Consider the following 23,142-nt stretch of genomic DNA (forward strand, 5'->3'; position numbering starts at 1 on the left):
AAACAGTGGAAACGAGTACGCACACGAATCCGCGAACTCCGAGCGCTTGGAGTACCCGAATGGGCCTGCTTTAGGATGGCAAACTCGCGGCGAGGCGCATGGGAAATGTCTCGGAACACAAATAATGCCCTTCCCACTTCCTACTGGGAAGCGAGAGGGCTGAAAAGTTTGCTTTCACGTTACTTAGAGCTTTGTTAACCTTTTGGAACCGCCGTATGCGGACCCGCATGTACGGTGGTGTGAGAGGACGGGGGCTTGCCGCCCCCTCCTACTCGATTATCCAATTCACAATTGAGAGAGCATTGATTGGCGGCGCGATTGAGCTAGTATCGCAGTTTTGTCAACAATTCTACATACTGAGCATCGTGCTGCAAGATATCCTTATACTTGTCCTCCAGAAAAGTAAGAATCATATCCCGATAGAAAAAGTCGCGGAACACATCGACGAGTTGTTCGGACTTTGTAACAATGGAATGCCAGGAAGGCTCCTTCGCAATTGCGAAAATCACTTCAGCATCGTCCACAACGATGTTCTGAAATTTTTTCAGCTCTTTCTGGTCCTCTCGCGGGATAAAATACCTCAAATGCTTGAGATTGGTTTCAAGCTTCCCCACAACATGCGCTTCAACGCGGATCCCCTGCCGCTCCTTCTCCTCCAGCAACGGCAAGTAAGCGGGTAATATTTCCTTCCACGTCGAAATATTGATTGACTTCCGTGCGCTCTCGATCAATGTCATGCTATAGGCGCGAATCGATTCTTCCGTCGCCAAATTCCACACCCGGTCGTCCGGCATGGATTGTTTCTGTTCAAGCTGCTGCAACTGCTCAATATCTGCCTGAAATTTCAAAGTCAGCTTATGTATCACCTGCTTCACCGGAACGGCACAGTATACCTTCTTCTTCTCAAGCATCGAATCGAGCAGTATCCCCTTATCGAGCAGTCTGGAAATCACCTCATAGACCTTGGCCTTCGGCACCCCCGACAATTTGGCCACCGCAGCCGCATCAATCGCTTGCCCTGCAACTAGTACAGCTTCGTATACCTGGCTCTCATACTGCGAAAATCCGAACTTCTCCAGCAATTGCTTTCCCTCCCTTAACGGCAACGCCATTATACCTATCATAGCAAAGATTAACGGTTGACGAAATTTATTTCCTAAGTTACTATCATGGTAGTAACCTTTTGTAACGTTTTTAGTTATTAAATATGACATGAATTAAATTGAGATCCACTTATTAAATTTTATGTCATATTAGATAACATGAAAAAACGGCGAACATCATTCAAAAAAATACTACTGGAGGTTGATACTATGGCTATGGAACAGCACAGCATTGATTTCATTCCCGAGGGGGAGCGTTACGGAAAGCCGCGAGATTTGTTCGCTATCTGGTTCGGTGCAAACTTGAATTTGACCACAATCGTAACAGGATCTCTGCTGGTCATGATGGGGCTAAATGTCCTGTGGAGCGTTATCGCCATCATTCTGGGAACACTGATCGGCAATCTGTTCGTGGCATCGCATTCCGTTCAGGGACCGCGGCTTGGCATTCCGCAAATGATTCAGAGCAGAGCGCAATTCGGCGTGCTTGGTGCGATTATACCGATGATATTCGTCATGTTCGTCTATTTGGGCTTTGGCGTGGCGAATACGGTGCTGGTCAGTCAGACGCTGGCCGATGTCGTGCCGCTTCACACCAATTGGGTGATTATATTGTTCACCTTCATTTCTATTGCAATTGCCATCTATGGATACAAACTAATTCATGCCACGCAGAAATGGCTGTCCGTCAGTGCCTTCATCGTACTCGGACTGGCAACGATTATCGCCTTCCGCCAGCCGATGCCTGCTGGAGCCTGGAGCGCAAGCAGCTTTGATCTGTCCCTGTTCGCGCTTGGCGTCGGTATTATCGCCACCTACGTGCTGGCCATGGCGCCATACGTGGCCGACTACTCCCGCTACATGCCATCCAATGTTTCATCCCGACAAGTCTTCTGGTATACGTATGGCGGTTTGTCCACCGCAGTCATTTGGATGACGACCATTGGCGCAGTGCTCGCCTATGCCTTGCCGAACTTCTCAGACAATTCAGGAGGCGGAATGGCCGGACTGTTTGGCGCCTACGACTGGATTTTGTATGTGCTGATCGTCTATGGTCTGCTCGCCATCAACGTGTTCAATTTCTACGGAGCATTCATGTTCATCGTCACCTCAATTCAGCCGTTCCGAAATTTGAAAATTACACCTCTCACCCGCATCATCATTCTTGCTGCGATCATGATCATCAATATTGTACTCAGCATGCTGAGCGGCAAAGGCGACTTTGTCACCTTCTTCATTAATTTTATTTACTTCATGAGCTACTTCCTTATCCCTTGGACGGCCATCAATCTTGTCGATTTCTTCGTGCTTCACAAGGGTGAATATCATATTGCCGACATCTTCAACGTCAACGGACAATATGGCAAATTCAATGGAATTACGATTTTCGCTTTCCTTGCCTCGATTGCTATTGAAATTCCGTTTATTAACTCCACACTGTATGTTGGACCAATCGCCAATCTGCTTGGCGGCGTTGACCTGGCTTGGCTCGTCGGGCTGGTCGCCGCTGTTGTACTTTACTACTTCCCAATGAAGGCTAAGCTGGCTGGCAGGACACAAGGCAATTTGTTTCGATAACGTCCTTAGCGTATAAATTGGCACGAGCCCTTGCAGTTGCACAGCATATTGAACACTTGAACACATCGCAATCTAGATAACCAGGAGGAGCATCATATGAAAAAAACAGTTTTTACCAACGTCGTCATCTTCACCGTAGACCCGCATGACACCGTCATTCGAAATGGAACCGTCATCGTTAGCAATGGTGCCATCACGGCTGTCGGCCGTAAGGAGGATATCCCGATTCCAATCGATGCAGACGAATTGATCGACGGCCAAGGACGAATGGCGATGCTGCCGGGACTTATCGATTCCCACAATCACTCCAGCTTGATGCGTGGCGTGGCGGAGGATATGCGACTGGTCGATTGGCTACCGATTTATGACCTTGAACATCGCGCCTGCACGGAAGAGGATGCTTACCACGCCTCGCAGCTAACCTATCTGGAATGCCTGAAGAATGGCACGACCACCATTTTGGACATGTACCGCTTCATGCACCGCAGTGCCGAAGCAGCGGGCGAACTGGGCATCCGGCTGCATCTCGTTCCTTATGCGGCAGATGTCGAACCGTACAATTTCTTCGAAACGACAAAAGCAAACGAGCAGTTGATCAAGACGCACCACATGAGCCAGAATGGTCGAATTCGTGTTTGGATGGGATTGGAAAACCTGTATTATTGCAGCGAGGATATGTACAAGGCGGCCATACGGGCACAGCAGGAATTCGGAGTGGGCATTCATACGCATGGTTGCGAACAGGAAGAAGAAGAACAGTCGATTATCCGGACATTCGGTAAATCAACCATTGATATGTTGGAGCAACGGGGCATTCTGGGTGAGAAAACGCTGCTTGCTCACTGTGTCTGGGTGAATGACGATGATATCAAAAAAATGGCGGCGACCGGCACCAATCTGGCACACTGCGCTGTATCAGCGGCGAAGTTGGGCTGCGGTGTAGCGCGCATTCCCCTTATGCTTGCAGAAGGCGTCAATGTCTCCATCGGCTCGGACGGTATGATTGACAACAACAGCATGGATCTGTTTCAGGAAATGAAATTTGCCTCGCTGATTCAGAAGGCCACACACAGGGATGCCTCCATCATGGGGGCAAAGCAGATGCTGCGAATGGCTACCATTAATGGAGCGAAGTCGCTCCATATGGAGAACGAGATCGGTTCCATCGAAGTAGGCAAAAGCGCCGATCTGATTCTGGTTGACTTCTTCAAGCCAAATCTCCAGCCCATTTATTGGAATGAAACAGAAGAAACCAATCTGCTCTGGAATCTGGTGTTCTCCGCCAAAGGCGAGAATGTCGACACCGTAATGGTGCAGGGCGAGATTCTGGTGCGGCAAGGCCAAACCACGAAGGTGAGCGAACGTGATATTATGCTGATGGCACAGCGTCAGGGCGAGGATTGGATGAACAGAAGAGAACTGCACAAAGCCAAAATCTGAAGAACAAAGACCGGATTTCCTCCATAATGAGGTTATCCGGTCTTTGTTCTTTATATTAGGCGCCTGCTTCCTCCAATGGCATCAACTGCTGCCGGAGAATCTGAACGCGGGAAATTCTCTTGTTGTCGGTCTCTTCCACAATATAAGTATATTCGCCGTACTCAACGGCATTGCCGATCTGAGGCGGGAGAATATCAAGCCGGGCGTAAAGCCATCCTCCGATGGTATCATAATCCTCAGAGTCCAGATCCAGACCGAAATGGTCATTGATCGCTTCGATGAGCAGCAAGCCGTCTACGGAATACACTTCGGTATCCAACTGTTCGATGGCAGGACGCTCCTCGTCAAATTCATCCTGAATTTCCCCAACGATCTCCTCTACAATGTCTTCCAGCGTCACCATCCCAGAGGTGCCTCCGTATTCATCGATCAGAATAGCAATCTGCGACTTGCCTCTTTGCATGCGTTTCATCAGATCGCTGATAGGAATGGACTCGGGAACGGCCATAATCGGCCTAATATGGTCGCGCAGATGGCGGGAATGAGAACGAATCAAATCCTTGATATGAATAAATCCGATAATATGGTCCTTATCCTGATTACATACGGGATAACGGGTTCGTGTGCCTTCCAGGGCAATTTCCAGGTTCTCCTCCAGCGAGTGCTGGGTGTACAAGCAAATCATTTCCGTCCGGGGAATCATGATCTCCCGAGCGGTGGTGTCAGCGAATTCAAATATATTGTCCATGAGCGACATTTCTGTGCTGTCAATCAATCCGCTTTCGCTGCTCTCCTTCATCATGACACGAATTTCCTCTTCCGTATGCAGCGACTCTTGCTCCGAAACCCGGGTCATGCCAAACATGCGTAGCAAACCGCTCGAAAGAAGATTTAACACCCAGATGAAAGGATACATCAGCCGGTAAAAAACACGCATCGGCCAAGCCAACCATAACATGATCGTTTCAGCCTTGCGAACAGCGATCGTTTTCGGAGTCAATTCCCCAAGCACAATATGCAGGACGGCAACCAGTACAAAGGCAACAGCTAGCGATATGATGTACACCGGCCTCTCCCCGAAGCCCATCCACTCAAACCACGGTCCAAGCATGCGGGCAACCACCGGCTCCCCAAGCCATCCCAGCCCAAGCGAACTAAGGGTAATTCCCACCTGGCATGCCGACAAATATCCATCTAGCCGACCTAACAAATCCTTGGCGATCTTGGCGCCTCTGCGCCCTTCTTCCGCCAATGCGTCGATTCGCGAACTCTTGACTTTAATAATGGCAAATTCCGCTGAAACGAAGAATCCGTTAAGCAATACCAATAAAATCATCCATCCTACAGAGAAAAGACTCGGTAAAGGGTCACTCAATACATTTCCTATTCCCACTGATGAGGTGGCGAATAGGTGCACCTCCTTCGTGATTTGAAATTGAAATTGATTTGATCAAAACTTACAACAATTATCAAATTCCGCATCAACTTCCCAATAGACCCATCTCCTTTGATTATATATTATACACTACACAGTCAATCGCTGCCGTATTCCTGTCGAACGGGCCATAGTACAAAAAAAAACACCCCTTGGGCAAGGGGTGTTTTTTCTAGCGGCGTCTGGTTGGCGGAGCGCCAATTGTACCAGGATATTGATAAGTCAGGGGTTCATCAAACGTGGCGTAATCCAGGTTCACCATCAGCATAACCGTACGTACACCAGTTACCGGATCACTAATGATAATGTGGTCACGCCCGGCAGCCTCAAGCACGCCCTTAAATATCTTGGCATTCCATTCGCTGTTATTCTCGTATGTCATATAGAAGGTTCCGACCTTGCCCAGGTTCAGGCGAAGTATGTTCTCGATATAGGATTGCTCGTAGGATGTGACAGGCGCAGGGACGGCAGTGCCGCTGGCGGTCATGGGACTGCCGCTGGGAATCTGTGGCGGGATCGTGCTTCCTCCTGACATCATCGGGTACCCCATGTTCTTATAATGGGGGGCCGTTTGGTTGGGCCCCATAGAGTAGGCCATCGGCCGATAAGGCTGTGTGAACATGTTAAAATTCCTCCTCTTCGGTAATTAATACACGGTAGGACAATCCTCCGCAGTTGGGGCAAAGAAGCAATGAGCTTTGAATCTGCCGGTATTTTGCTGATTGTACCAGGTTGTGGGGCAATCTCCGGCCGGGCGGAAGAACCATAGCGCATTGGACGCAGGCCACACCCGTTCTCCATTAACGACCCGCTGCGCCAGGCGAATATCACGGTCACGTGCCCGCTGATAGAAATATCCTTTTTGCGTGGCTTCAAAACCACCAGGACTTTGAAATACCATCCGGTTCATATCGCGAATATCACGGAAATCAAGGCAATCGCCAAGAATGCGGTTAACGCCGACATTACCAACCATCAGCATTCCCTGCTCTCCTTCTCCCTCCGCTTCTGCACGCATCAAGCGCGCCAGGAGCCTGACGTCCTCGGAGTTGGTCTTGATTACAGCCATTTTGTACCTCCTTCCTCCCTGCTGAACGCTATATCATATGTGCGGATGCCCATCTTGGTGCTTGAGAAAATTGCAAAAATCCCATCCCATATCATGGAAATAAAGACGGTTGAATGCGATTACAAAATTGAACAAATTGTGTCTATTTCTATGGACTCGCTTACATGAATAGCATATACTGAAGGTAAATAACGTTTGTTTATAGGTTTGTGTCTTTTTCTTTATAAAACGCTTGGCTTCATAAACACCTGTTAGGAGGTTTCCCCCATGAGAATTGCGATTATTGGCGGTGGGCTTGCCGGACTGACGGCTGCCGCTTATCTATCGAATCACGGCGATACGTCCGGAACGGTATTCGAACGGAGCCCGCAATTGGGTGGCCGCGCTTTTACTTATGAGAAGTCGGGATTTACTCTGAATTACGGGGCACATGCGGTATACGGAATAGATCGGCACACGCTCCAAACCATGGAAGATGAATTGGAATTAAAATTCCAGAGCAAGCAGGTAGACAAACGTAAGGTTGTATATGCCAAGCACGGACAGTTGACCCCCGCTCCCCTTGATTTTGTCAATGTGATGAAGACTCAAGTGCTATCTCCACTGGAGAAGATGCGATTTGTAGCCGAAATTGCTGCTGTCATCGGTAATATTCATCAATTGAAGCAGCATCGAACCCTGGGGGATTATCTGGAACAGTCGACGGCATCAGCCGATGTCAAGGAATTATGGGAGCATCTGGTCTGCTCCAACTTCTTTATTACACCCGAGGATGCCAGGAGGGTGCCCGGCGATGTTATCGCTGAATATTATCATAATCTCTTCTTGTCCAGCCGCCCTGTCAGCTACATTTTAGGCAGCTGGAGCACGATTACACATCAGCTCACTCAGAAGATTGGGATGAATCCGGAGTGGAACATTGCCACCAAGGAGCCCGTCGAATCCATTGAAATGCAGGATGGCCGATTTATATTGAATACAAAAGCACGGCAACAGCTTGAGTTCGATCAAGTCGTGTTCGCCATGCCTGTGCAGCAAATCCATAAGGTGCTGGAAAATTCGGCGTGGAGCGGTGCGATGGCTCCTTATCAGGATAATACCGCTACCGAGGTGTTAGTGTACGATGTTGGGTTATCCAAGATCGTAGCGCGTCCGTTCCATTACATCAGTGACATGGATCGCAAAATATTCGTTAGCGATGTATCTGCAACGGATTATACGGCAGCCCCACTCCATGGCCAATTGCTTCAGGGAATTGCCTATCTGAACGACGATTTCAAAGAGGAACTGGAGAAGAAGGAATATCTGGAGCAGAAGACGAAGCAGATGGAATCACTATTTGATACGTATTATCCAGGATGGCGCGATTGTGTCGAGGTAAAGCGCGTATCCAAAAAAGCGATGGTTGCCAGTGTGAAAAATGTTAATGGCAACAAGCTGTTACCTAACCGCATGGAGGGGCTGCCTTTCTATTTCTGCGGCGACGGCTGTGTTGGCAAGGGTGAGCTTGCCGAACGGGCCTTCTCCAGTGGCCGGACTATAGCGCAGATGCTGCTGGAGCAAACTTCGGACACGAAAGCCCTGGCTTACTAATCAGAAAAGCAGAAGCCTTCGGAAGAAGCGAATTCCTTTGTCCGCTCGTTTCCTCAGGCTCCTGCTTTTTGTTATTGTCCGTAATTCCAACGACTTGCCCATCCTTTCATTGTTATAATACTGCTGCCTGGCTCATGCTCTTAGCCGGAACTATGGTATTTGCGATATTCCTGCATCTCTGTCACATACGTACGCATAGCCCGCTCAAAGCCGTGATAACGGCGGCCTTGAAATGTCAGCTTCCCCTCATCCCCTTCCGCGCATTGGCCATACTCCAGACCGGAGACAGCAAACTCCAAACGATCCCCGCTCTCCACCTCGAACGTGAGATAATACTTGGTGTCGGACCGGTTAACCGAAGTATCTGTATCGTGCCGATGGGTCACCTCGGTGCGCTTGCCGACAATTACAGAGGTTACGCTAAGCACAGGCTGTCTGCTATTACCCAGGCCGCGCAGCAAGCCACCTGCCGCAGTAACTGCAACCAGGCCCACAAGGATGAATAGCAGAATCGGCAGGCCGCCTTCCATCATTTCGAACATTTCCGTCCAAGGCTGCATTGAGCTTCATCCCTCCTTACAAGAGGTAGCGTTTCATGGCTGTCTTTCCCCTCCTCCACTATGTATATGCCTGGCCGGTGAGAAACTTGTTATTCCACATGTCCGGAAAATATGCCACCCTTGTCCATAAATTTAGGGACAAAACAAAAAAACCTCCAAATCCCGTTTACGGATGGAGGTCTAATCGTAATCCAAGCCTGGTCTGATAAAGTTAAGCATAGTACTGGAACAGCAATTGACGGGTTTCTTCCACACCGTCTGTCTCTCCACTTAATTCAGCGTCAAGTCCTTGTTCCGCCCAGCAAGCCTGACACATTTCCTCGGTCGTACACAGATGAGCATCTTCACAATTGTAGCAGAATTGAAGGAAGTTGCGGGTTACCGTTTCTTGAGCTGTTGTTTTCATAAAGAATACACTCCTGTCAATTTGTATTGGAGCTTAGCTCCTGGCTTCCGATCTTTATTTATGCTTGGTGTTTCTTACAAGTTAAATATATCACAAAGTCTGAAATAAACAACGTGATAAATTTCACAATATGATGAACGTCACAAAATTATTTTTTTCACCTCACCCAAAAAGGCATGACAACGGGCGTCATGCCTTCAATAATCTGGATGAATTTGTTATCGCGAGCATCATTTAATGTATTAAAGGACCTTCCAGCTCTGTCCCCCATCCTTCGTTTGCATCAATAAAGAGCGCTGCTGATCCTCCTTAGCTACCAGCAGCCAACCGACGCGTGAAGAGAAGAATTGCAGCTTCACAATTTCGGGGTAGTTCTGTAAAGTGCGCTGTAGCTCCCGACTCTGCGGCAAAGGCTTCCAATGGCTTCCTTGGTCCGAGGTGTAGTACACTGTGGAGTTAAGAATTGTCCAGCCCTCCTCACTATTCAGGAAGGTTGGAGCAAGAAGTTCATTAATCCCTTGCTGCCAGGACAGCGCAAATGGGACCAGGGACCAGGTATGCCCGGCATCCTCCGTGAAATAACCGTTGAATTTGGTGGAGTCTTCACGACTACAGCCAATGGGAACCCAGCCTTCTTGTTTATTCTCTGAAAAGAAGGATATCGTCCCCATGGTAAAGCTGTCACAGCTCGTATATTTATCCCGATCGAAGAACTGTTCATTCTCCTCCCAGGTTAATCCTCCATCCTCAGTCATAAAGAGCTTAGGATAACCTTCCTCGGTATCTCCGATAAATCCGTGCCGTACACTTGTGAACGTTAACGAGAGACTGTTATCGGAAATAGGTTCATCATTTGAGCTTGGAGCCTTGCTGCCGGAAATGCTTAATCCAAAGCCATTGTCCAGTCCTGACGGGTTCTCGAAGCTTTGCCCTCCATCCTCGGTAACGTATAAAGAATAACGTTCTTCTTCAAGCGAGCTCCCGGTTTCCGAGAGCATCCAGCCGTGAGCCGGGTCCGTGAAGTACATGGCCGAGACTTCTTTATTCTCCGGGAAGGAATTGACCTTCCACGTCGCACCTCCATCAGTGGTCCGCAACATAATAGTATCCTCAGAGCCTTTGGGATTGCGTACTATAAATCCATGATTAGGATCCAGGAAAAAAATGTTCTTGCCGTACTCCGGCGTTTCCGCGAACGGCAAGGAAGCGGCGGGCGATATATTTGTCCAAGTATTCCCGTTATCCTGCGTCATATATAGTCTCAACTCATTACGGGTGCAGCCCCAGGCCAGACCGGTTGTTGCGCTAAGCAACTGAAAATCAGTGAGTCGAGTCTGAATCTGGTAACGATTCTTGCCGTCCTCGGCCGGGGCCCGGGAAGAGGCTGTCCCCTTGTTCTCCGCGCCTGGAGGATTAATCACTGTAATCGTCTGCCCTTTCTCGGGAGGATCGTCCTGTACCGGTGCGGCGGCCGGAGGCGGTTCGGACGTGCAGGCCGTCATCAACAGCAAACCACTGACCAGCGCTGCTCCGGCGAACTTACGCCACATTTTCAAAACCAAACTACCTCACTTTCTACATTAAATTTGATAAAATTTGCTTCGCACATGTTATTATAGCATAGCCATTTAGATAGTTATGCTGCGCTCATAGCCGGGGGTCATTGTCGAAATTAACAGAAAAGTGCTGCTCCGGCTTGTATACGGCGAATGCATAACCTTTACTTTGAAGATACTCAATAATTTGCGGCAGCATAGCCACCGTTTGGGCCTTCTCATGCAATAAGATAACCTCAGTATCTCCTTTTACCTGCCGTTTGATCTCTTGCAAGATCAACTCCGGCTTTTTTGCATTTTTCCAATCCTTAGAATCTACTGTCCAGTCCCACATTTTGAAGCCCGCCTCCGCGATTTCATCGCGAAATTTCTTGTTGACCTCCGGCTTGCTGCCATAAGGTGCTCGAATCAAGGCCGGTGAAGTCCCGATCAATGCCTTAATCATTTCCTGCTCTTTGGTGAATTCAGCGATGAACTGATCGGCATTCCCGCTCTTATATAGCTTCTTTTTGCTGTGGCTCATGCTGTGCAAGCCGATGTAATGGCCTGCCGCCGCCGCATCCTTAACAACTTGCTGATGACCGCTTAACTGGTTGCCAATTACGAAGAAGGTACCATGAATCTGATAATGGTCCATAATTTTCATCAGTGGTTCCGTGTATTTCCCGGGGCCGTCATCAAAGGTCAAATATATCGTCTTTTGCGCTTTGGCGGTGTCCGGCTTGTTGACAGGCTCAACAACCGTGTTTGCCGGCTGCTGAGCTGGCGGTGGAAGCTTGACAGGATCGGAAAAGGAATTTTGCGGTGGTGCAGTAACTGAATTCCCAACTGGCTCAGGCTTGGAGGCAGCGCTGTCGCCTTCCGGCTTTCCTTCCGAGGCAGACAAATTAGCCGGTATCACTCGTTCAACTAGGTTTTGCCGATTGGGGTTCGGGCTCGATAGTAGCGGAACAAGTGCTGCTGCAGTTAAAGCCATGGCAGCCAACGACAAGGCCATGGCCGTAATAACGACAAATTTTGCAGAGTGCGTGCGTCTGGAGCGATTTCTGTGTTGTTCTTTTCTGCTGATGTAAGACGGCATAACCAATCACCGGATTCCTCTCTCTCTTAATCTCTATGTAATAGAATAATATAAATAGAGAGCTTCATCCTTACAGAATCGTTAATCTGTGGTTACAAAGTAATAACAAAATTACTGGCATTTTTATAGTTTACATAACATTTATTATGTATATTTTTATCTCAAAAATGAAAATCCGCTATTTTACTTTAAATTGGGGGTACTTATGGAGTAAAATGAGAATTGGAACAAAAAAGCATTTCTCTTCGGCTAGTAACGAGGTTAATAATCTCTGTATTAGCGTAATCTAAAATTTGCAGAATACTACCCTAGGAGATGAGAACATGAAGAACAAATTACGTTCCAGTCGGGTCGTCATTATTGGAACCGGAGCAGTAGGATCCACGACAGCGTATACCCTGCTGCTGCGAGAGCGTATTTCAGAGCTTGTACTAATTGATGCCAATAAGGAAAAAGCGCTTGGAGAAGCCTTGGATATGAATCATGGATTGCCCTTCACCGGCGGAGTCAAGCTTTGGGCAGGAGATTATAGCGATTGTGCCGATGCCGATGTCATTGTTATTGCCGCCGGCGCTTCCCAGCGTCCCGGAGAGACAAGAATCGATCTGCTGAAGCGCAATGCCGATATTTTCGATAGCATTATTCAGAACATTGTGAAATACAATGATCATGCCGTCATCCTGGTGGCTACAAATCCCGTGGACATTTTATCTTATGTGACCTTGAAGAAAAGCGGCTTCCCCTCCAATCGCGTTATCGGTTCAGGTACGCTGCTCGACAGCGCTCGGTTCCGCTATTTGATCGGACAAAACAAGAAGATCAATCCGCGTAGCATTCACGCTCACATTATCGGGGAACATGGCGATTCTGAGCTTCCGCTCTGGAGCTTGGCTAACGTGGCTGGCATAGGGCTTGAGTTCTCGCCGGAGGATCAGAAAGAAATATTTAACAGCACAAAAAACGCTGCATATGAAATCATCAATGCCAAGGGGGCAACCTCCTATGCCATCGCACTCGCACTGGACCGGATCATTGTCTCCATTCTGCAAAATGAAGCCTCCGTGCTGAACGTCTCTACATTATTGAAGGATTACAACGGGGTATCTGACGTTTATCTAGGCGTACCAAGCATTGTGGATCGCAGTGGGGTTCGCGAAGTGCTGGATCTGCAGCTTAGTGATGAGGAGCTGGCACAATTCCACGCGTCGGCGAACAAGCTAAAGGCCGAAATCGCCAAGCTAGAGCTATAGATATATACAAAGAACCATCACGAGCACTTATTAAAGAAGTGGTTGTGATGGTTCTTTTGATATCTTGCACTCTAAAGTTTAACCCACTCAAGAGCAAAGTTCAGACCATAATTAATGAGATTAATCAATAAAATTCACCTGATTAATCATCTTCAAAAAAGAGCATATTCACCGTACCTTTAGAATGGCGGCAGCATGTCGTCGTCTTCCTCAGGCAGTTTCTTCTCCAGCAAACGCTGAGCGACTCGATCAAAGGGCTCGGGCTGTAACAACTCCACGGGTGAGAAGGCCTTGTCAAATGTGAAGGAATCCCCTTCAAGGATAACTGCATACCGCCCGTTTAATCGAGCGATATGAATCTGATCGCCAAAATCGGCCAGCCGCCCCTTCACCAGCGTATCACCAATACGGAATTTTAGCTCAATTTCCGGCTTAATCTCAATAATGCGTTCCGCCGCCTCATACACCTGCTCAGGCTCCCATTTATCCTGAATATCCCGCTTCTCGCTGGCCGCCCAGAGCTCTAACTCCTTTTCGACTTGCTGACGCTCTTCCCCGCTTTCATCGGGCCATTTGGTTTCTACAAAGGTCTGGACGTACTCCAGCACCTGCTCGTTAACCATTTCGGGGATGGACAGCTCGTAGGTAACGAAGCGAAGGAAGTCCTCAAAATATTTGGCGTGGGAGGATTGGTGAATCTTTAGCTCCCATTCGTCAACCAACCCCTCTTCCTCCATATACGGATATTGAATGGACTTCATGTTCCTGGCACTGATGGCCATCTCCACCTGGCTGATCAAGCTTCGCTCGTCGGAGATACGGGCAATCTTGGGCTCAAAGTCGCATTTCAGCACGAAGATAAATGGCGGTTCCGAATAATTGTCCAGATCGGCCTGGACGACGATCAAGGCGCCGCCACGAACCGCACTTGCGTCAAGATAACCTCGAACGAGATCATCGCAAGCATTTTTATAGTCTTCCTTGTTATCTGCCGCCCGCAATCGAGCAAACATGTTGAAGTTGGGATTGCTATCAAGCTCATACCCTGGCTCAACGATAAAACGGCCAATCTTCGTTGGCGCTTGTTCAACGGCGGGATTTTTATCTACCTTGCGCTTGGCAATCCGCTTGAATTCACCGTCCAAAAACAGCTTGATTTCACTGTCCAGATATTCATAACCGTCCAGTGTTTGATAATGCTTGTAGCTTTTTCCCTGGCCCTCCTTGCCCTCAGCCTGTATAACAAAAAAAGACAAGTGCTTAACACTAAATTTCATTGTTGCGTAGCTCCTTTGAAGTGACGTTTCCAATTAAATTACAGCAAGGATTTGAAGGAATGTCTAATCACATCCCCGCGGCTGATGATGCCAACCAAGACTCCATTGCGCTCCACGGGCAGCTTCTTGATCTGCTTTTTCCCCAGGATTGCCGCGATATTCTCTAATTCTTCATCCCATGAAACTTTGATGACCTTCCTCTTGCCGATTTCCATTACGTTGAGATCCAGCAAACGTTTTGCCCGCTGCTCGAAGGCTTCTGAATCTCCCTCGAATACGGCTACATAGTAGAATGAATCCACAACCACATCCCGGTGCTTGCCGATATAGCGCATAATGTCTCCATCACTGATGTATGACACGATTTCATTCCGTTCATTAACAATGGGAAGACCGCTGATCCGGTGCTCCATAAACCTCTCGATTACCGACCGGACTGTATCGCTCTCTTTGACCTTATATACCTGCTTGATCATAATTTCATGGGCCTGCATAGCCACATCCCCCTTATCTATTGGAATTATACAACGACACGACAGCTTGTCAAATGACTTATGAGGTAATCATTTTTCTCCGCATCCATGCTGTGGTACGATAGGTTTATATCTGTCAGCATTGCTTCACATAAATAAGGCAATGCAAACAGGAGTAGTTTACATAACAATGATTATGTTCGATTGCAAGGAGGATGCAAACTATGAATCATGTAGATTGTCCCGCCCAAGTTATTGAACGGGCTACTACGTCCCGCGGCGAAATTCAGCTGCAACGCAGAGGCGAGTATTTTGAAGTCATCAGCAATGGTACATTTCTGATGGCGACTTATAATGGAGAATCGGAGCGATTGTTGGTTCGCCGCGCGCTGCAGTTGGCCTCCCGGAAGGATAGGGTGCTGATCGGCGGGCTGGGGGTAGGCTTTTCATTGCAGGAAGCCTTGCTTGATCCAAAGGTTCAGGAAGTTACTGTCGTTGAAATTGAGGATAAGATTATTGAATGGAACCGGACCATTCTGGCCGAGGTGTCGGGGCAAGCCTTGATCCACCCCAAGACCCGATTGATTCAAGCTGATTTAGTCGCCTGGCTGCGAGAAACCCGGGAAACCTTTGATCTGATATGTCTGGACATTGATAATGGTCCGGATTGGAGAGTATTTGACGGCAATGCTTCATTATATGACGTTGAAGGCTTAACTGCACTCCGTTCCCGACTGCGTGAAGGCGGATGCCTGTCCTTCTGGAGCGCAACTCCTTCTCCTGAATTCGCCGCACAGCTGGAAGAATTTTTTGGACGAGTGGAAACTTGCGAGGTGCCGCAGGCCCATGGCGAACCGGATTATATTTTCCTGGTCCGTTAGCGAGTGTATGACTATACCGGCCGCAAGCTCCTCATCATTCACTAAGCTTTTAGATTGGAGGGGGTACAAATTGAAAATACAAAGGGTCATCGACCGCAAGAAGCTGGATGAGAAGGTGCTTAGCCTGCCTTGGTTCATCCAGCAGTTTATCGACTACAAGCTACCCGATCTCTCCCCTTCCACTTTGCTGGAATACGTTCGGGATTATGAGCAATTTCTGAGCTGGCTGCGGGCAGAAGGACTGACCTCCGCTGAGAAGAATGCGGATATCACTCTGCTGGATCTGGAGACATTGCACATGGAGAACATCGTGGGCTACCGTCTGCATTTAACGACCCGCACGGAAGGGACGAACTCTAAAATTACCGTATCGCGAAAAATGTCCTCCCTGCGCTCCTTGTTCCACTATTTGAGCCAGATTGCCGAGGATGAGCATTTCTATCCTTTACTCAAGCGCAATATTATGGCCAAGGTAGAGATCAAGCGAATTCACAAGCCGAAAGACACTGCTGCCAAGCTAAAAGGAAAGATTCTGGAGGAGGGCGAACTGATCGAGTTTATTGCCTACGTTGCTGAAGGATATGGTCAGGATATCGTCAACAATAAGCAAGCACTCTACGCGTATAAGCTAAACAGAGAGCGTGATGCCTGCATCGTCAGCCTGATTCTGAATTCCGGGCTCCGCGTGTCCGAAGTTGTTAATCTCAATATAGATGATCTGGATCTGGCCAATAAACTAATTTATGTCTACCGTAAAGGAAATAATGATGAGACCTTCAAAACTCCCGTGTACTTCCGCGAGCAGTCCAGGGAGGACCTCGCCGCTTATCTCGTCCTGCGACAGGAGCGATACCATGCGCCCAAACGGGAAAAGGCCCTTTTCGTCGCCATTCCCAACGGCCAGAAGGAAGGCAAGCGCATGACCAAACGGGCTATGCAGGCAATGATTATCAAATACGCCAAGCGCTTTGGCAAGCCGTACCTGACGATTCATAAGCTCCGGCATTCCTTTGCCACGGACTATTACTTGCAAAATGATATCTATAAAACCAAAGAACAGCTTGGACATGCTTCCACAGAAACGACCGAGGTATATGCCCATCTTACCGACAAGACCATGTCTGAGGCTATTGAGCGCCGGGTTGATGGCAATTAGCACGTAACACTAGAATTACTAACTATTTCAGTGAAAAAAAGAACAGCAGCCTAAAGATCTCCATCAGATCGTCACGCTGCTGTCTTTGGCTTTATTAGCATGGATAGGGGAAATCGAGGTTTGGTTGTCCTTCCTTGCCGCGCTCAATTCCCCTGCTGCTCTTGCAAATACTGATCAAGCAGCTCCGAAGCTTGGCGGGAGATGGCAATAATCTCTTCCTTGGTAAGATCATCATAATGAATGCCCATCACAACGGTCACGGTCCGCTGAAGAGCGGCTGCAGCGCGCTGGGCAAACTCTCCGCTCAGCGTATGCTCCTTATGTCCAGGCACCGCAGAGGTCTGCACTTCTGTTCCCTCATCCCCCACATAAGCGGTAGAAGCTGAACCGATATGCGCCACTCCCCCCGTTATGACAAGCAGCAGATCCCGGCCCACAGGGATCGCCTCAAGCTTGATATCCTCATAGTTCACGTTGCCGTTCCTCCTATAAATGAAGTTGTCTTCATTTTATAGGATTCCGCGGATTTCGTCCAAGCTGCTTATTCCTTCTTGTTCCATAAAGGCCTCCAGACCTGCTACAAGCTGCTCTCCGGCCCGTAATTGGACAAAATTATGCGTCCCTATCTGAATGACAGTGGCTCCGGCCATAATGAATTCAATGATATCTTCCGTACTGCTGATTCCGCCCATCCCCATGACAGGGAACGTTACTGCCCGGCACACCTGATGCACCATACGAAGGGCTATAGGCTTAATGGCCGGTCCAGACAGGCCGGCATACAAATTATCGAACATGCTGCGCCGCTTGTAGATATCAATCTTCATGGCCGAAAAGGTGTTGATGAGCGATACACCGTCTGCTCCTTCCTCCTGGCACATCACAGCCATGCCTACGATGTCTTCGGCATTGGGGGACAGCTTCACCACCAGCGGCAATGTCGTGGCCCCGCGCACCTGACGCACCACCTCACGGGCGATCTCCGTTTGGATACCGTAGGCCATGCCGCCCGCCTTGACGTTTGGGCAGGAAATATTAAGCTCGATCATATCAACGGCTTGACGGCCTGCTCGCGCTCGCCAGGCAGCATCCTCATCAATCAACCGAGCCCCTTCCACATATTCTTCAATCGTGTTGCCGCCCAGATTGGCAATACGGGCCAGATCCAGCGACTCCCAGCGTGGACATTCCTCTTGCAGAAACGCCGCTACGCCAGGGTTCTCCAGACCCACACTGTTTAGCATGCCTGACGCGGTCTCCGCTACTCGAATACCGTCATTACCTGCCTTGGGATGCAGGGTTAACCCCTTCCCCGACAGTCCGCCCAGCTTATTGATGTCGTATAGTGAGGCATATTCCTTCCCGAATCCAAAGGTTCCGGAGGCCATGACAATCGGGTTCTTAAACGCTACTCCCGCGATAAGACAAGAAGTATCTATCATTGGAACACCACCTCCTCCGCAGGGAATACCGGACCATCGGTACAGGCCTTTTTCCGCCCATCCTGGCATTTGACGCTGCATACCAGACATGCGCCTATTGCGCAAGCCATCCGGTTCTCCAGAGATACGTAGACCTTGGCCTGCGTCCCGCTCTCCGCCTGTTTGCGCTGAACGGCATGAAGCATGGGATGAGGACCGCAAGCCACAATCGTATCATAAGCATGAAAGTCAACCTGATCCAAAATAACCCCGCCAACATCCACGATGACCTTTCCTGTAGCAGCTTGCTTGAATTCCTCAACCATATACGGCTCACGGCTGAAGCCAAGATACACGTCTGCCTCCGGCACTTCCTTGAGCGCATAATAAAAGGGAGCAATCCCGATGCCCCCGCCTATAAAAGCTGTTTTCCCTTTCGGCAAGGAAAACCCGTTGCCAAACGGCCCCTCCAGTTCCAGGGGATCGCCAGGCTTCAAGGCGGATAATAACGCTGTGCCTTCGCCCGCCGCCAGAACCAGGAACTCAATCCGGTTGCCGCTTATATTGAAGATGCTGATTGGACGCGACAGCAATGGATAACGTTCACCGGCGCGAAGCATGTAAAACTGTCCCATTTTCCCTGTAAACTGTCCTTCGGCCTCTAGCTTGAAGACCCCTTGAGCTACCTGCTGATTGGCTATCACCGTTGCCATGAATCCACCTCGTCTTTTGTTCGCTTCATCACAGAATGCCAGTTTTTTGCGTTGATAGTCTGTGATATTTATCACTATGAATGACTGATCTGTACCTGAATCCGCCATTGTTACGAGTTTTCATAAATTTTTAGGAAATGGACATAACAATAGAACGATGAATGGAGGTGTAGTATTGCCTGATTTATGTAAGAAATGGGTATGGTTTCTCATCCTGATGTTGCTGGTTACTATTCCAACCAGTACCGCTCAGGCCTCCGTGCGCGACAACAAGCCTTCCAGTCTGGCAGAGCTGCGCAAAAAATACTCGGAGACCTTTAAATTCCGTGGGCCGGATACGAAGCAGATAGCTCTGACCTTTGATGATGGTCCCGACCCCCGCTTCACTCCGCAAATCCTTGAAATCCTAAGCCAGAAAGGGACCAGAGCCACCTTCTTCGTGGTCGGCGCAAGGGCGAAGAAATTTCCTGCTCTACTGGAGCGAATGCATAGGGAAGGTCATCTTATCGGAAATCATTCCTTTAACCATCCCTCATTCCGCAAACAGACCGTAAAGCAGTTCGCCAGAGAAATCGAACGGACGGAGCAGGTTGTGAGTCGGACCGTAGGCTACCGCCCCAAGCTGATTCGCCCACCCTACGGTGAAATCAACGAGGAACAGGTGAAGTGGGCCAAAGCCAATGGATACAAAATCGTCAACTGGAACGTAGATTCATTGGATTGGAAAGGGCTGAACAAGGAGCAGATCAAGGCGAATGTGCTCCAGGCCACCGGACCAGGCGCTATTATCCTGCTCCACGCCGGAGGCGGCGTCGGCTCCGATCTGAACGGGACGATTGAGGCCCTGCCTGATATTATAGACACCCTGCGCGGCAAGGGCTACCAATTCGTCAATCTGGCCGAGCTGCTGCAAACCAGCGCTTCCCGGTAGTACAAAAGAGCTCCCTTATGGAGCTCTTTGTTTTACTTTTACTTTTTGTCCAGCACATATAATTTTACATCTTGATAACCAAACATTTTGACGAAGGAACGGCTGCCTGGAATGAAGATATCAATGCGATTGCCCTTAATGCCCCCGCCCTGATCTGTCGCTGTAGCCACAAAAGCTTGATCCGGCAAGCCATCATGGCTGTGCCCGGTCACCAGCACCTTGGTTCCCATAGGAATGACCTCCGGATCGACGGCGATCGTTCCCAGCTTCAGTGGATTCCCCAAATAATCGACAGCTCCCCATTTCCCGTTCTCGTTGGCTGTCTTGCTATAGGCTGAGGCTTTAACCTCGATCGTATTGGAATAAGTAAACGTCTTGCCCCAAGCTACAACAACTTCCTCGGAGACGACCTCTAGCTTGGATGCGGATTTATGTATCGCTTTGGCATGTACCGCTGTATTTTGTAGTAAAAAGGTTACACTAGCAGCAACAAGGGCTGTCTTGGCGACTTTGGTTCTGATATGACTGTTCAAGGTTGTCCCTCTCCTTATATATCATTTGTTCGCTTTCGGCCTTACGAATATATCACAATTTTGTAACCAGTTGGACAGGTAAATTCGACCAGTTGCGATGAACCGCTGTTGCCTAACCATAAGAGCTATCCAGGTTCACCCGCAGTCACAGAAATAAGAATGGAAACATACACCAATGCAAATAAGCAAAAAGCACAAACATTACAATTTATTCTTCATTTTTTTCATTCTCCCTACATAGCAAGAAGGCTGCCGAAACCAATCGACAGCCTTCACCTGGCCAAACCAGCATTCCACATATGCCATTACATAACAGCTCAAACTACCCTTTAGAGCACTTTGCTTAAAAAGTCCTGGGTACGCTGATGCCGGGGCGAGCCAAACACTTCCTGTGGCGTCCCTTGTTCAAGAATAACACCCTGATCCATAAAGAGAATGCGGTCCCCTACCTCACGGGCAAAACCCATCTCATGAGTCACGATGACCATCGTCATTCCCCGTTCAGCCAGCTTCTTCATCACGTCCAGCACCTCGCCTACCATCTCGGGGTCAAGCGCCGAGGTTGGCTCGTCGAACAACATCACATGCGGCTCCATAGCCAAGGCACGCGCAATGGCAATCCGCTGCTTCTGACCACCTGATAATTGAGATGGATAGCCATCCCGCTTATCCTCCAGTCCAACCGTACGCAATAGCTCTAAGGCAGAAGCTTCCGCTTCAGCCTTGCTTTTCTTTCTGACGCGAATCGGCGCCAAAGTAATATTGTCCATGACCGTCTTGTGCGGGAACAGGTTGAACTGCTGAAACACCATTCCCATCTTCTCGCGGGTCTGATTGATATTATGCCGCTTATCGGTAATAAGCTCCCCCTCAAAGCGAATTTCCCCTTCCGTCGGAGTCTCCAGCAGGTTCAAGCAGCGGAGAAACGTACTTTTTCCAGAGCCGCTGGGACCGATGACGACGACGACCTCTCCCTTGGAAATTTGGAGATCAATGCCCCGCAGGATATGCAACGCTCCGAACTTTTTATGCAAGCCTTTAACGTTGATCACTGGTTTTCAACTTCCTTTCGAAAATCCCGAGAATCCGGGACAGGGTGAAGGTCAACACGAAGTACAGAATAGCTACGATCAGATAAGGAGTCATGCCGTCATAAGTAATCGTGACTACCGATTGGGATTGGAAAATCAGCTCCGTTGTGCCAATAATCGATACGATGGAGGATTCCTTGATAATCGTAATGAATTCGTTCCCGATAGCTGGCAGAACCGATTTGATCGCCTGAGGAATAATGATATGGCGCATCGCCATGCCCTTGGTCATCCCCAAGGAACGAGCCGCTTCCCCTTGGCCTCGGTCTACTGCTTGAATCCCCGCCCGGAAGATTTCAGCCAGATAAGCCGAGCTGTTAATCGATAACGTAATTGCACCGGACTGAATCGGGGAAAAATTAATGTCGAACATAAAGGCCAATCCATAATGAATGATCAACAGTTGGACCATCATCGGTGTACCACGCAGGAATTCTACCCATGCATGACCAAAGAATCGAACTACACGCCAGGAAGACATCCGCAGCATAGCGATGCCAAGCCCCAGGATAAAGCCGCATACCACACTGATAGCCGCCAGCAGCAGCGTATACTGCACACCAGCCAGAAAATAACTTCGGTATTCCACAAACATTGAGATAAGTTCCATAAAACCTTCATTCCTCCTCCGCTACCTTAAGGTAGTTCAACCAAAAAAAGAGAAAATAGCGAAGAATGCTCCGCTATTTTCTTCAAGGCAACAATCATGATTATTTCTCGGCTAACGCACTCGCTTCTGTAACGAATCGGTCGATGCTTCCGTCACCCAGCAAACGGTCGAGTGTAGTGTTCACTTGATCAAGCAGCTCCTTGTTGCCCTTCTTCACACCGATGACATAACCTTCATCTTCATTCTCTGGCTTGGCGTCAGTGATAACCAGGCCCTCCACGTTCTTCACGAAGGATTCGGCAACAGGACCTTCCAGAATAGCCGCATCCACACGATTCGTATTCAATTGCATAATAATATCATTGATTTTGGCCAGCGCTGTCAGCTTGGCATTTGGAATCTTCTGAGCAATTCCTTCCTGAATGGAGCCTAGCTGTATCCCAATCTTGACACCTTCAAGCGATTCCATCGTGGCGAATTTATCTTTGTCATCCGCACGGGTGACAACTGCTTGCTCGGCCGTATAGTAAATTTTCGACATGTCGATTTGCTCGGCACGCTCTGGTGTTGGGCTAAGTCCCGAAATAACAAGATCAATGCGTCCACTAGCAAGCTCATTCAGCAGGGAATCAAATTTCAAATCCTTGATTTCCAACTCAGCGCCCATATCCTTGGCGATCTCCTTGGCAATTTCGATATCAAAGCCGGCGATCTCATCTTCCCCTTGTTCATTCTTGATATGGAACTCATAAGGAGGAAAGTCTGCGCTTGTACCGAGAATCAGCTTATTGGCAGCATCCGTTTCCGGCTGGGAGCCTTGCGTTTCATTTTGGCTTTGATTGTTCCCCGTCGTATTGGCAGCCCCGTTGCTGTTATTTTTATCCTGTCCGCAAGCAGCCAAGACCAGCGTGAGCATCATGATCGCTGCTAACAATATACCCCATTTTTTCATAGTATCTCTCCTGTTCTTTTTGCCATATTCACA

The 23,142-nt window shown here is 48.8% G+C and carries 23 protein-coding genes and 2 pseudogenes; 8 read left to right on the top strand and 17 right to left on the bottom strand.

The features are described 5' to 3' along the window. A pseudogene (locus tag C557_RS25615) lies at positions 1 to 198 on the top strand (group II intron reverse transcriptase/maturase); the annotation flags it as partial. Positions 199 to 323: 125 nt separating this feature from the next. On the opposite strand, the gene C557_RS0115385 reads toward C557_RS25615, so the two are convergent. Next, positions 324 to 1,082, bottom strand: a complete 759-nt coding sequence (locus C557_RS0115385) for a TrmB family transcriptional regulator (RefSeq protein ID WP_018752778.1) — start codon at positions 1,080 to 1,082, stop codon at positions 324 to 326. Between the two features lie 231 nt (positions 1,083 to 1,313). Here C557_RS0115385 and C557_RS0115390 point away from each other — a divergent pair, with 231 nt between their 5' ends. After that, on the top strand, positions 1,314 to 2,681 hold the full coding sequence (locus C557_RS0115390) for a purine-cytosine permease family protein (RefSeq protein WP_018752779.1): 1,368 nt from the start codon (positions 1,314 to 1,316) through the stop codon (positions 2,679 to 2,681). A 96-nt stretch (positions 2,682 to 2,777) separates the two neighbouring features. Further along, positions 2,778 to 4,121: an amidohydrolase family protein gene (locus C557_RS0115395; protein WP_018752780.1), complete on the top strand. Its 1,344-nt coding sequence runs from the start codon at positions 2,778 to 2,780 to the stop codon at positions 4,119 to 4,121. Between the two features lie 55 nt (positions 4,122 to 4,176). Here the strand turns inward: C557_RS0115395 and C557_RS0115400 are convergent, their stop codons facing one another. The 3 genes from C557_RS0115400 to C557_RS0115410 form a co-directional block, all read right to left on the bottom strand. Further along, entirely contained in the window at positions 4,177 to 5,457 is a 1,281-nt protein-coding gene (locus C557_RS0115400; protein WP_018752781.1) for a hemolysin family protein, read from the bottom strand. A gap of 271 nt (positions 5,458 to 5,728) precedes the next feature. Further along, positions 5,729 to 6,178 (bottom strand): spore coat protein GerQ, encoded by a 450-nt coding sequence (gene gerQ / locus C557_RS0115405; protein WP_018752782.1) that lies wholly within the window; start codon positions 6,176 to 6,178, stop codon positions 5,729 to 5,731. A 24-nt stretch (positions 6,179 to 6,202) separates the two neighbouring features. Continuing rightward, the gene (locus C557_RS0115410; RefSeq protein ID WP_018752783.1) at positions 6,203 to 6,625 is read right to left on the bottom strand and encodes a cell wall hydrolase; all 423 of its coding nucleotides are present in this window, start codon (positions 6,623 to 6,625) and stop codon (positions 6,203 to 6,205) included. 267 nt (positions 6,626 to 6,892) lie between these two features. On the opposite strand from C557_RS0115410, the gene C557_RS0115415 reads away from it, so the two are divergent. Beyond that, entirely contained in the window at positions 6,893 to 8,218 is a 1,326-nt protein-coding gene (locus C557_RS0115415; RefSeq protein ID WP_018752784.1) for an FAD-dependent oxidoreductase, read from the top strand. Between the two features lie 140 nt (positions 8,219 to 8,358). Here the strand turns inward: C557_RS0115415 and C557_RS0115420 are convergent, their stop codons facing one another. From C557_RS0115420 to C557_RS0115435, 4 genes are all read right to left on the bottom strand, one after another. Next, on the bottom strand, positions 8,359 to 8,778 hold the full coding sequence (locus C557_RS0115420; RefSeq protein WP_018752785.1) for a DUF2500 domain-containing protein: 420 nt from the start codon (positions 8,776 to 8,778) through the stop codon (positions 8,359 to 8,361). Positions 8,779 to 8,989: 211 nt separating this feature from the next. Beyond that, positions 8,990 to 9,184 carry a hypothetical protein gene (locus tag C557_RS0115425; protein WP_018752786.1) on the bottom strand — a complete coding sequence of 65 codons (195 nt, stop codon included), beginning with the start codon at positions 9,182 to 9,184 and terminating at the stop codon, positions 8,990 to 8,992. Positions 9,185 to 9,426: 242 nt separating this feature from the next. Next, positions 9,427 to 10,734 carry a WD40/YVTN/BNR-like repeat-containing protein gene (locus tag C557_RS0115430; RefSeq protein WP_018752787.1) on the bottom strand — a complete coding sequence of 436 codons (1,308 nt, stop codon included), beginning with the start codon at positions 10,732 to 10,734 and terminating at the stop codon, positions 9,427 to 9,429. 97 nt (positions 10,735 to 10,831) lie between these two features. After that, positions 10,832 to 11,821, bottom strand: a complete 990-nt coding sequence (locus C557_RS0115435) for a polysaccharide deacetylase family protein (protein ID WP_154656251.1) — start codon at positions 11,819 to 11,821, stop codon at positions 10,832 to 10,834. Between the two features lie 323 nt (positions 11,822 to 12,144). Here C557_RS0115435 and C557_RS0115440 point away from each other — a divergent pair, with 323 nt between their 5' ends. After that, positions 12,145 to 13,071 carry an L-lactate dehydrogenase gene (locus C557_RS0115440; RefSeq protein WP_018752789.1) on the top strand — a complete coding sequence of 309 codons (927 nt, stop codon included), beginning with the start codon at positions 12,145 to 12,147 and terminating at the stop codon, positions 13,069 to 13,071. 179 nt (positions 13,072 to 13,250) lie between these two features. On the opposite strand, the gene C557_RS0115445 is transcribed toward C557_RS0115440, so the two are convergent. Both C557_RS0115445 and C557_RS0115450 read right to left on the bottom strand, forming a co-directional pair. Continuing rightward, positions 13,251 to 14,348, bottom strand: a complete 1,098-nt coding sequence (locus tag C557_RS0115445) for a DUF3900 domain-containing protein (protein ID WP_018752790.1) — start codon at positions 14,346 to 14,348, stop codon at positions 13,251 to 13,253. 38 nt (positions 14,349 to 14,386) lie between these two features. After that, positions 14,387 to 14,842 carry a CBS domain-containing protein gene (locus C557_RS0115450; protein WP_018752791.1) on the bottom strand — a complete coding sequence of 152 codons (456 nt, stop codon included), beginning with the start codon at positions 14,840 to 14,842 and terminating at the stop codon, positions 14,387 to 14,389. Between the two features lie 203 nt (positions 14,843 to 15,045). On the opposite strand from C557_RS0115450, the gene C557_RS0115455 reads away from it, so the two are divergent. Continuing rightward, on the top strand, positions 15,046 to 15,702 hold the full coding sequence (locus tag C557_RS0115455; RefSeq protein WP_018752792.1) for a spermine/spermidine synthase domain-containing protein: 657 nt from the start codon (positions 15,046 to 15,048) through the stop codon (positions 15,700 to 15,702). Between the two features lie 70 nt (positions 15,703 to 15,772). After that, a complete protein-coding gene (gene xerS, locus C557_RS0115460; protein ID WP_018752793.1) occupies positions 15,773 to 16,858 on the top strand; it encodes a tyrosine recombinase XerS in 1,086 nt (361 codons plus the stop codon). Between the two features lie 143 nt (positions 16,859 to 17,001). Here xerS and lpdD read toward each other — a convergent pair whose 3' ends face one another. Genes lpdD through C557_RS0115475 form a run of 3 tightly spaced genes read right to left on the bottom strand, consistent with a single transcriptional unit; the run spans position 17,002 to position 18,992 of the window. After that, positions 17,002 to 17,331, bottom strand: coding sequence for a prenylated flavin chaperone LpdD (gene lpdD / locus C557_RS0115465; protein WP_018752794.1), 330 nt, complete (start codon positions 17,329 to 17,331; stop codon positions 17,002 to 17,004). Positions 17,332 to 17,367: 36 nt separating this feature from the next. Further along, positions 17,368 to 18,300, bottom strand: a complete 933-nt coding sequence (locus C557_RS0115470) for a dihydroorotate dehydrogenase (RefSeq protein WP_018752795.1) — start codon at positions 18,298 to 18,300, stop codon at positions 17,368 to 17,370. Further along, positions 18,297 to 18,992, bottom strand: coding sequence for a dihydroorotate dehydrogenase electron transfer subunit (locus C557_RS0115475; RefSeq protein ID WP_018752796.1), 696 nt, complete (start codon positions 18,990 to 18,992; stop codon positions 18,297 to 18,299). Before C557_RS0115475 ends, C557_RS0115470 begins: the two co-directional genes overlap by 4 nt. Before the next feature lie 175 nt (positions 18,993 to 19,167). Here C557_RS0115475 and C557_RS0115480 point away from each other — a divergent pair, with 175 nt between their 5' ends. After that, entirely contained in the window at positions 19,168 to 19,923 is a 756-nt protein-coding gene (locus C557_RS0115480; RefSeq protein WP_018752797.1) for a polysaccharide deacetylase family protein, read from the top strand. A 38-nt stretch (positions 19,924 to 19,961) separates the two neighbouring features. Here the strand turns inward: C557_RS0115480 and C557_RS0115485 are convergent. From C557_RS0115485 to C557_RS0115500, 4 genes and pseudogenes are all read right to left on the bottom strand, one after another. After that, a pseudogene (locus tag C557_RS0115485) lies at positions 19,962 to 20,312 on the bottom strand (3D domain-containing protein); the annotation flags it as partial. A 473-nt stretch (positions 20,313 to 20,785) separates the two neighbouring features. Beyond that, positions 20,786 to 21,508, bottom strand: a complete 723-nt coding sequence (locus tag C557_RS0115490; RefSeq protein ID WP_018752799.1) for an amino acid ABC transporter ATP-binding protein — start codon at positions 21,506 to 21,508, stop codon at positions 20,786 to 20,788. After that, positions 21,495 to 22,157, bottom strand: a complete 663-nt coding sequence (locus tag C557_RS0115495; protein WP_018752800.1) for an amino acid ABC transporter permease — start codon at positions 22,155 to 22,157, stop codon at positions 21,495 to 21,497. The genes C557_RS0115490 and C557_RS0115495 overlap by 14 nt, the downstream gene beginning before the upstream one ends. Before the next feature lie 100 nt (positions 22,158 to 22,257). Beyond that, a complete protein-coding gene (locus C557_RS0115500; protein WP_018752801.1) occupies positions 22,258 to 23,109 on the bottom strand; it encodes a transporter substrate-binding domain-containing protein in 852 nt (283 codons plus the stop codon). Between the last annotated feature and the right edge of the window lie 33 nt (positions 23,110 to 23,142).

Origin of the sequence: Paenibacillus sanguinis 2301083 = DSM 16941 (assembly GCF_000374825.1) — a bacterium.
Classification (GTDB): Bacteria; Bacillota; Bacilli; order Paenibacillales; family Paenibacillaceae; genus Fontibacillus; species Fontibacillus sanguinis.

What these genes read in the sequence shown, in the direction of transcription:
- C557_RS0115390 (WP_018752779.1), top strand. Translation starts at nt 1,314, where the DNA reads ATGGCTATGGAACAGCACAGCATTGATTTCATTCCCGAGGGGGAGCGT.
- C557_RS0115395 (WP_018752780.1), top strand. Translation starts at nt 2,778, where the DNA reads ATGAAAAAAACAGTTTTTACCAACGTCGTCATCTTCACCGTAGACCCG.
- C557_RS0115400 (WP_018752781.1), bottom strand. Translation starts at nt 5,457, where the DNA reads ATGATTTTATTGGTATTGCTTAACGGATTCTTCGTTTCAGCGGAATTT.
- gerQ (WP_018752782.1), bottom strand. Translation starts at nt 6,178, where the DNA reads ATGTTCACACAGCCTTATCGGCCGATGGCCTACTCTATGGGGCCCAAC.
- C557_RS0115410 (WP_018752783.1), bottom strand. Translation starts at nt 6,625, where the DNA reads ATGGCTGTAATCAAGACCAACTCCGAGGACGTCAGGCTCCTGGCGCGC.
- C557_RS0115415 (WP_018752784.1), top strand. Translation starts at nt 6,893, where the DNA reads ATGAGAATTGCGATTATTGGCGGTGGGCTTGCCGGACTGACGGCTGCC.
- C557_RS0115420 (WP_018752785.1), bottom strand. Translation starts at nt 8,778, where the DNA reads ATGCAGCCTTGGACGGAAATGTTCGAAATGATGGAAGGCGGCCTGCCG.
- C557_RS0115425 (WP_018752786.1), bottom strand. Translation starts at nt 9,184, where the DNA reads ATGAAAACAACAGCTCAAGAAACGGTAACCCGCAACTTCCTTCAATTC.
- C557_RS0115430 (WP_018752787.1), bottom strand. Translation starts at nt 10,734, where the DNA reads ATGTGGCGTAAGTTCGCCGGAGCAGCGCTGGTCAGTGGTTTGCTGTTG.
- C557_RS0115435 (WP_154656251.1), bottom strand. Translation starts at nt 11,821, where the DNA reads ATGCCGTCTTACATCAGCAGAAAAGAACAACACAGAAATCGCTCCAGA.
- C557_RS0115440 (WP_018752789.1), top strand. Translation starts at nt 12,145, where the DNA reads ATGAAGAACAAATTACGTTCCAGTCGGGTCGTCATTATTGGAACCGGA.
- C557_RS0115445 (WP_018752790.1), bottom strand. Translation starts at nt 14,348, where the DNA reads ATGAAATTTAGTGTTAAGCACTTGTCTTTTTTTGTTATACAGGCTGAG.
- C557_RS0115450 (WP_018752791.1), bottom strand. Translation starts at nt 14,842, where the DNA reads ATGCAGGCCCATGAAATTATGATCAAGCAGGTATATAAGGTCAAAGAG.
- C557_RS0115455 (WP_018752792.1), top strand. Translation starts at nt 15,046, where the DNA reads ATGAATCATGTAGATTGTCCCGCCCAAGTTATTGAACGGGCTACTACG.
- C557_RS0115470 (WP_018752795.1), bottom strand. Translation starts at nt 18,300, where the DNA reads ATGATAGATACTTCTTGTCTTATCGCGGGAGTAGCGTTTAAGAACCCG.
- C557_RS0115475 (WP_018752796.1), bottom strand. Translation starts at nt 18,992, where the DNA reads ATGGCAACGGTGATAGCCAATCAGCAGGTAGCTCAAGGGGTCTTCAAG.
- C557_RS0115495 (WP_018752800.1), bottom strand. Translation starts at nt 22,157, where the DNA reads ATGGAACTTATCTCAATGTTTGTGGAATACCGAAGTTATTTTCTGGCT.
- C557_RS0115500 (WP_018752801.1), bottom strand. Translation starts at nt 23,109, where the DNA reads ATGAAAAAATGGGGTATATTGTTAGCAGCGATCATGATGCTCACGCTG.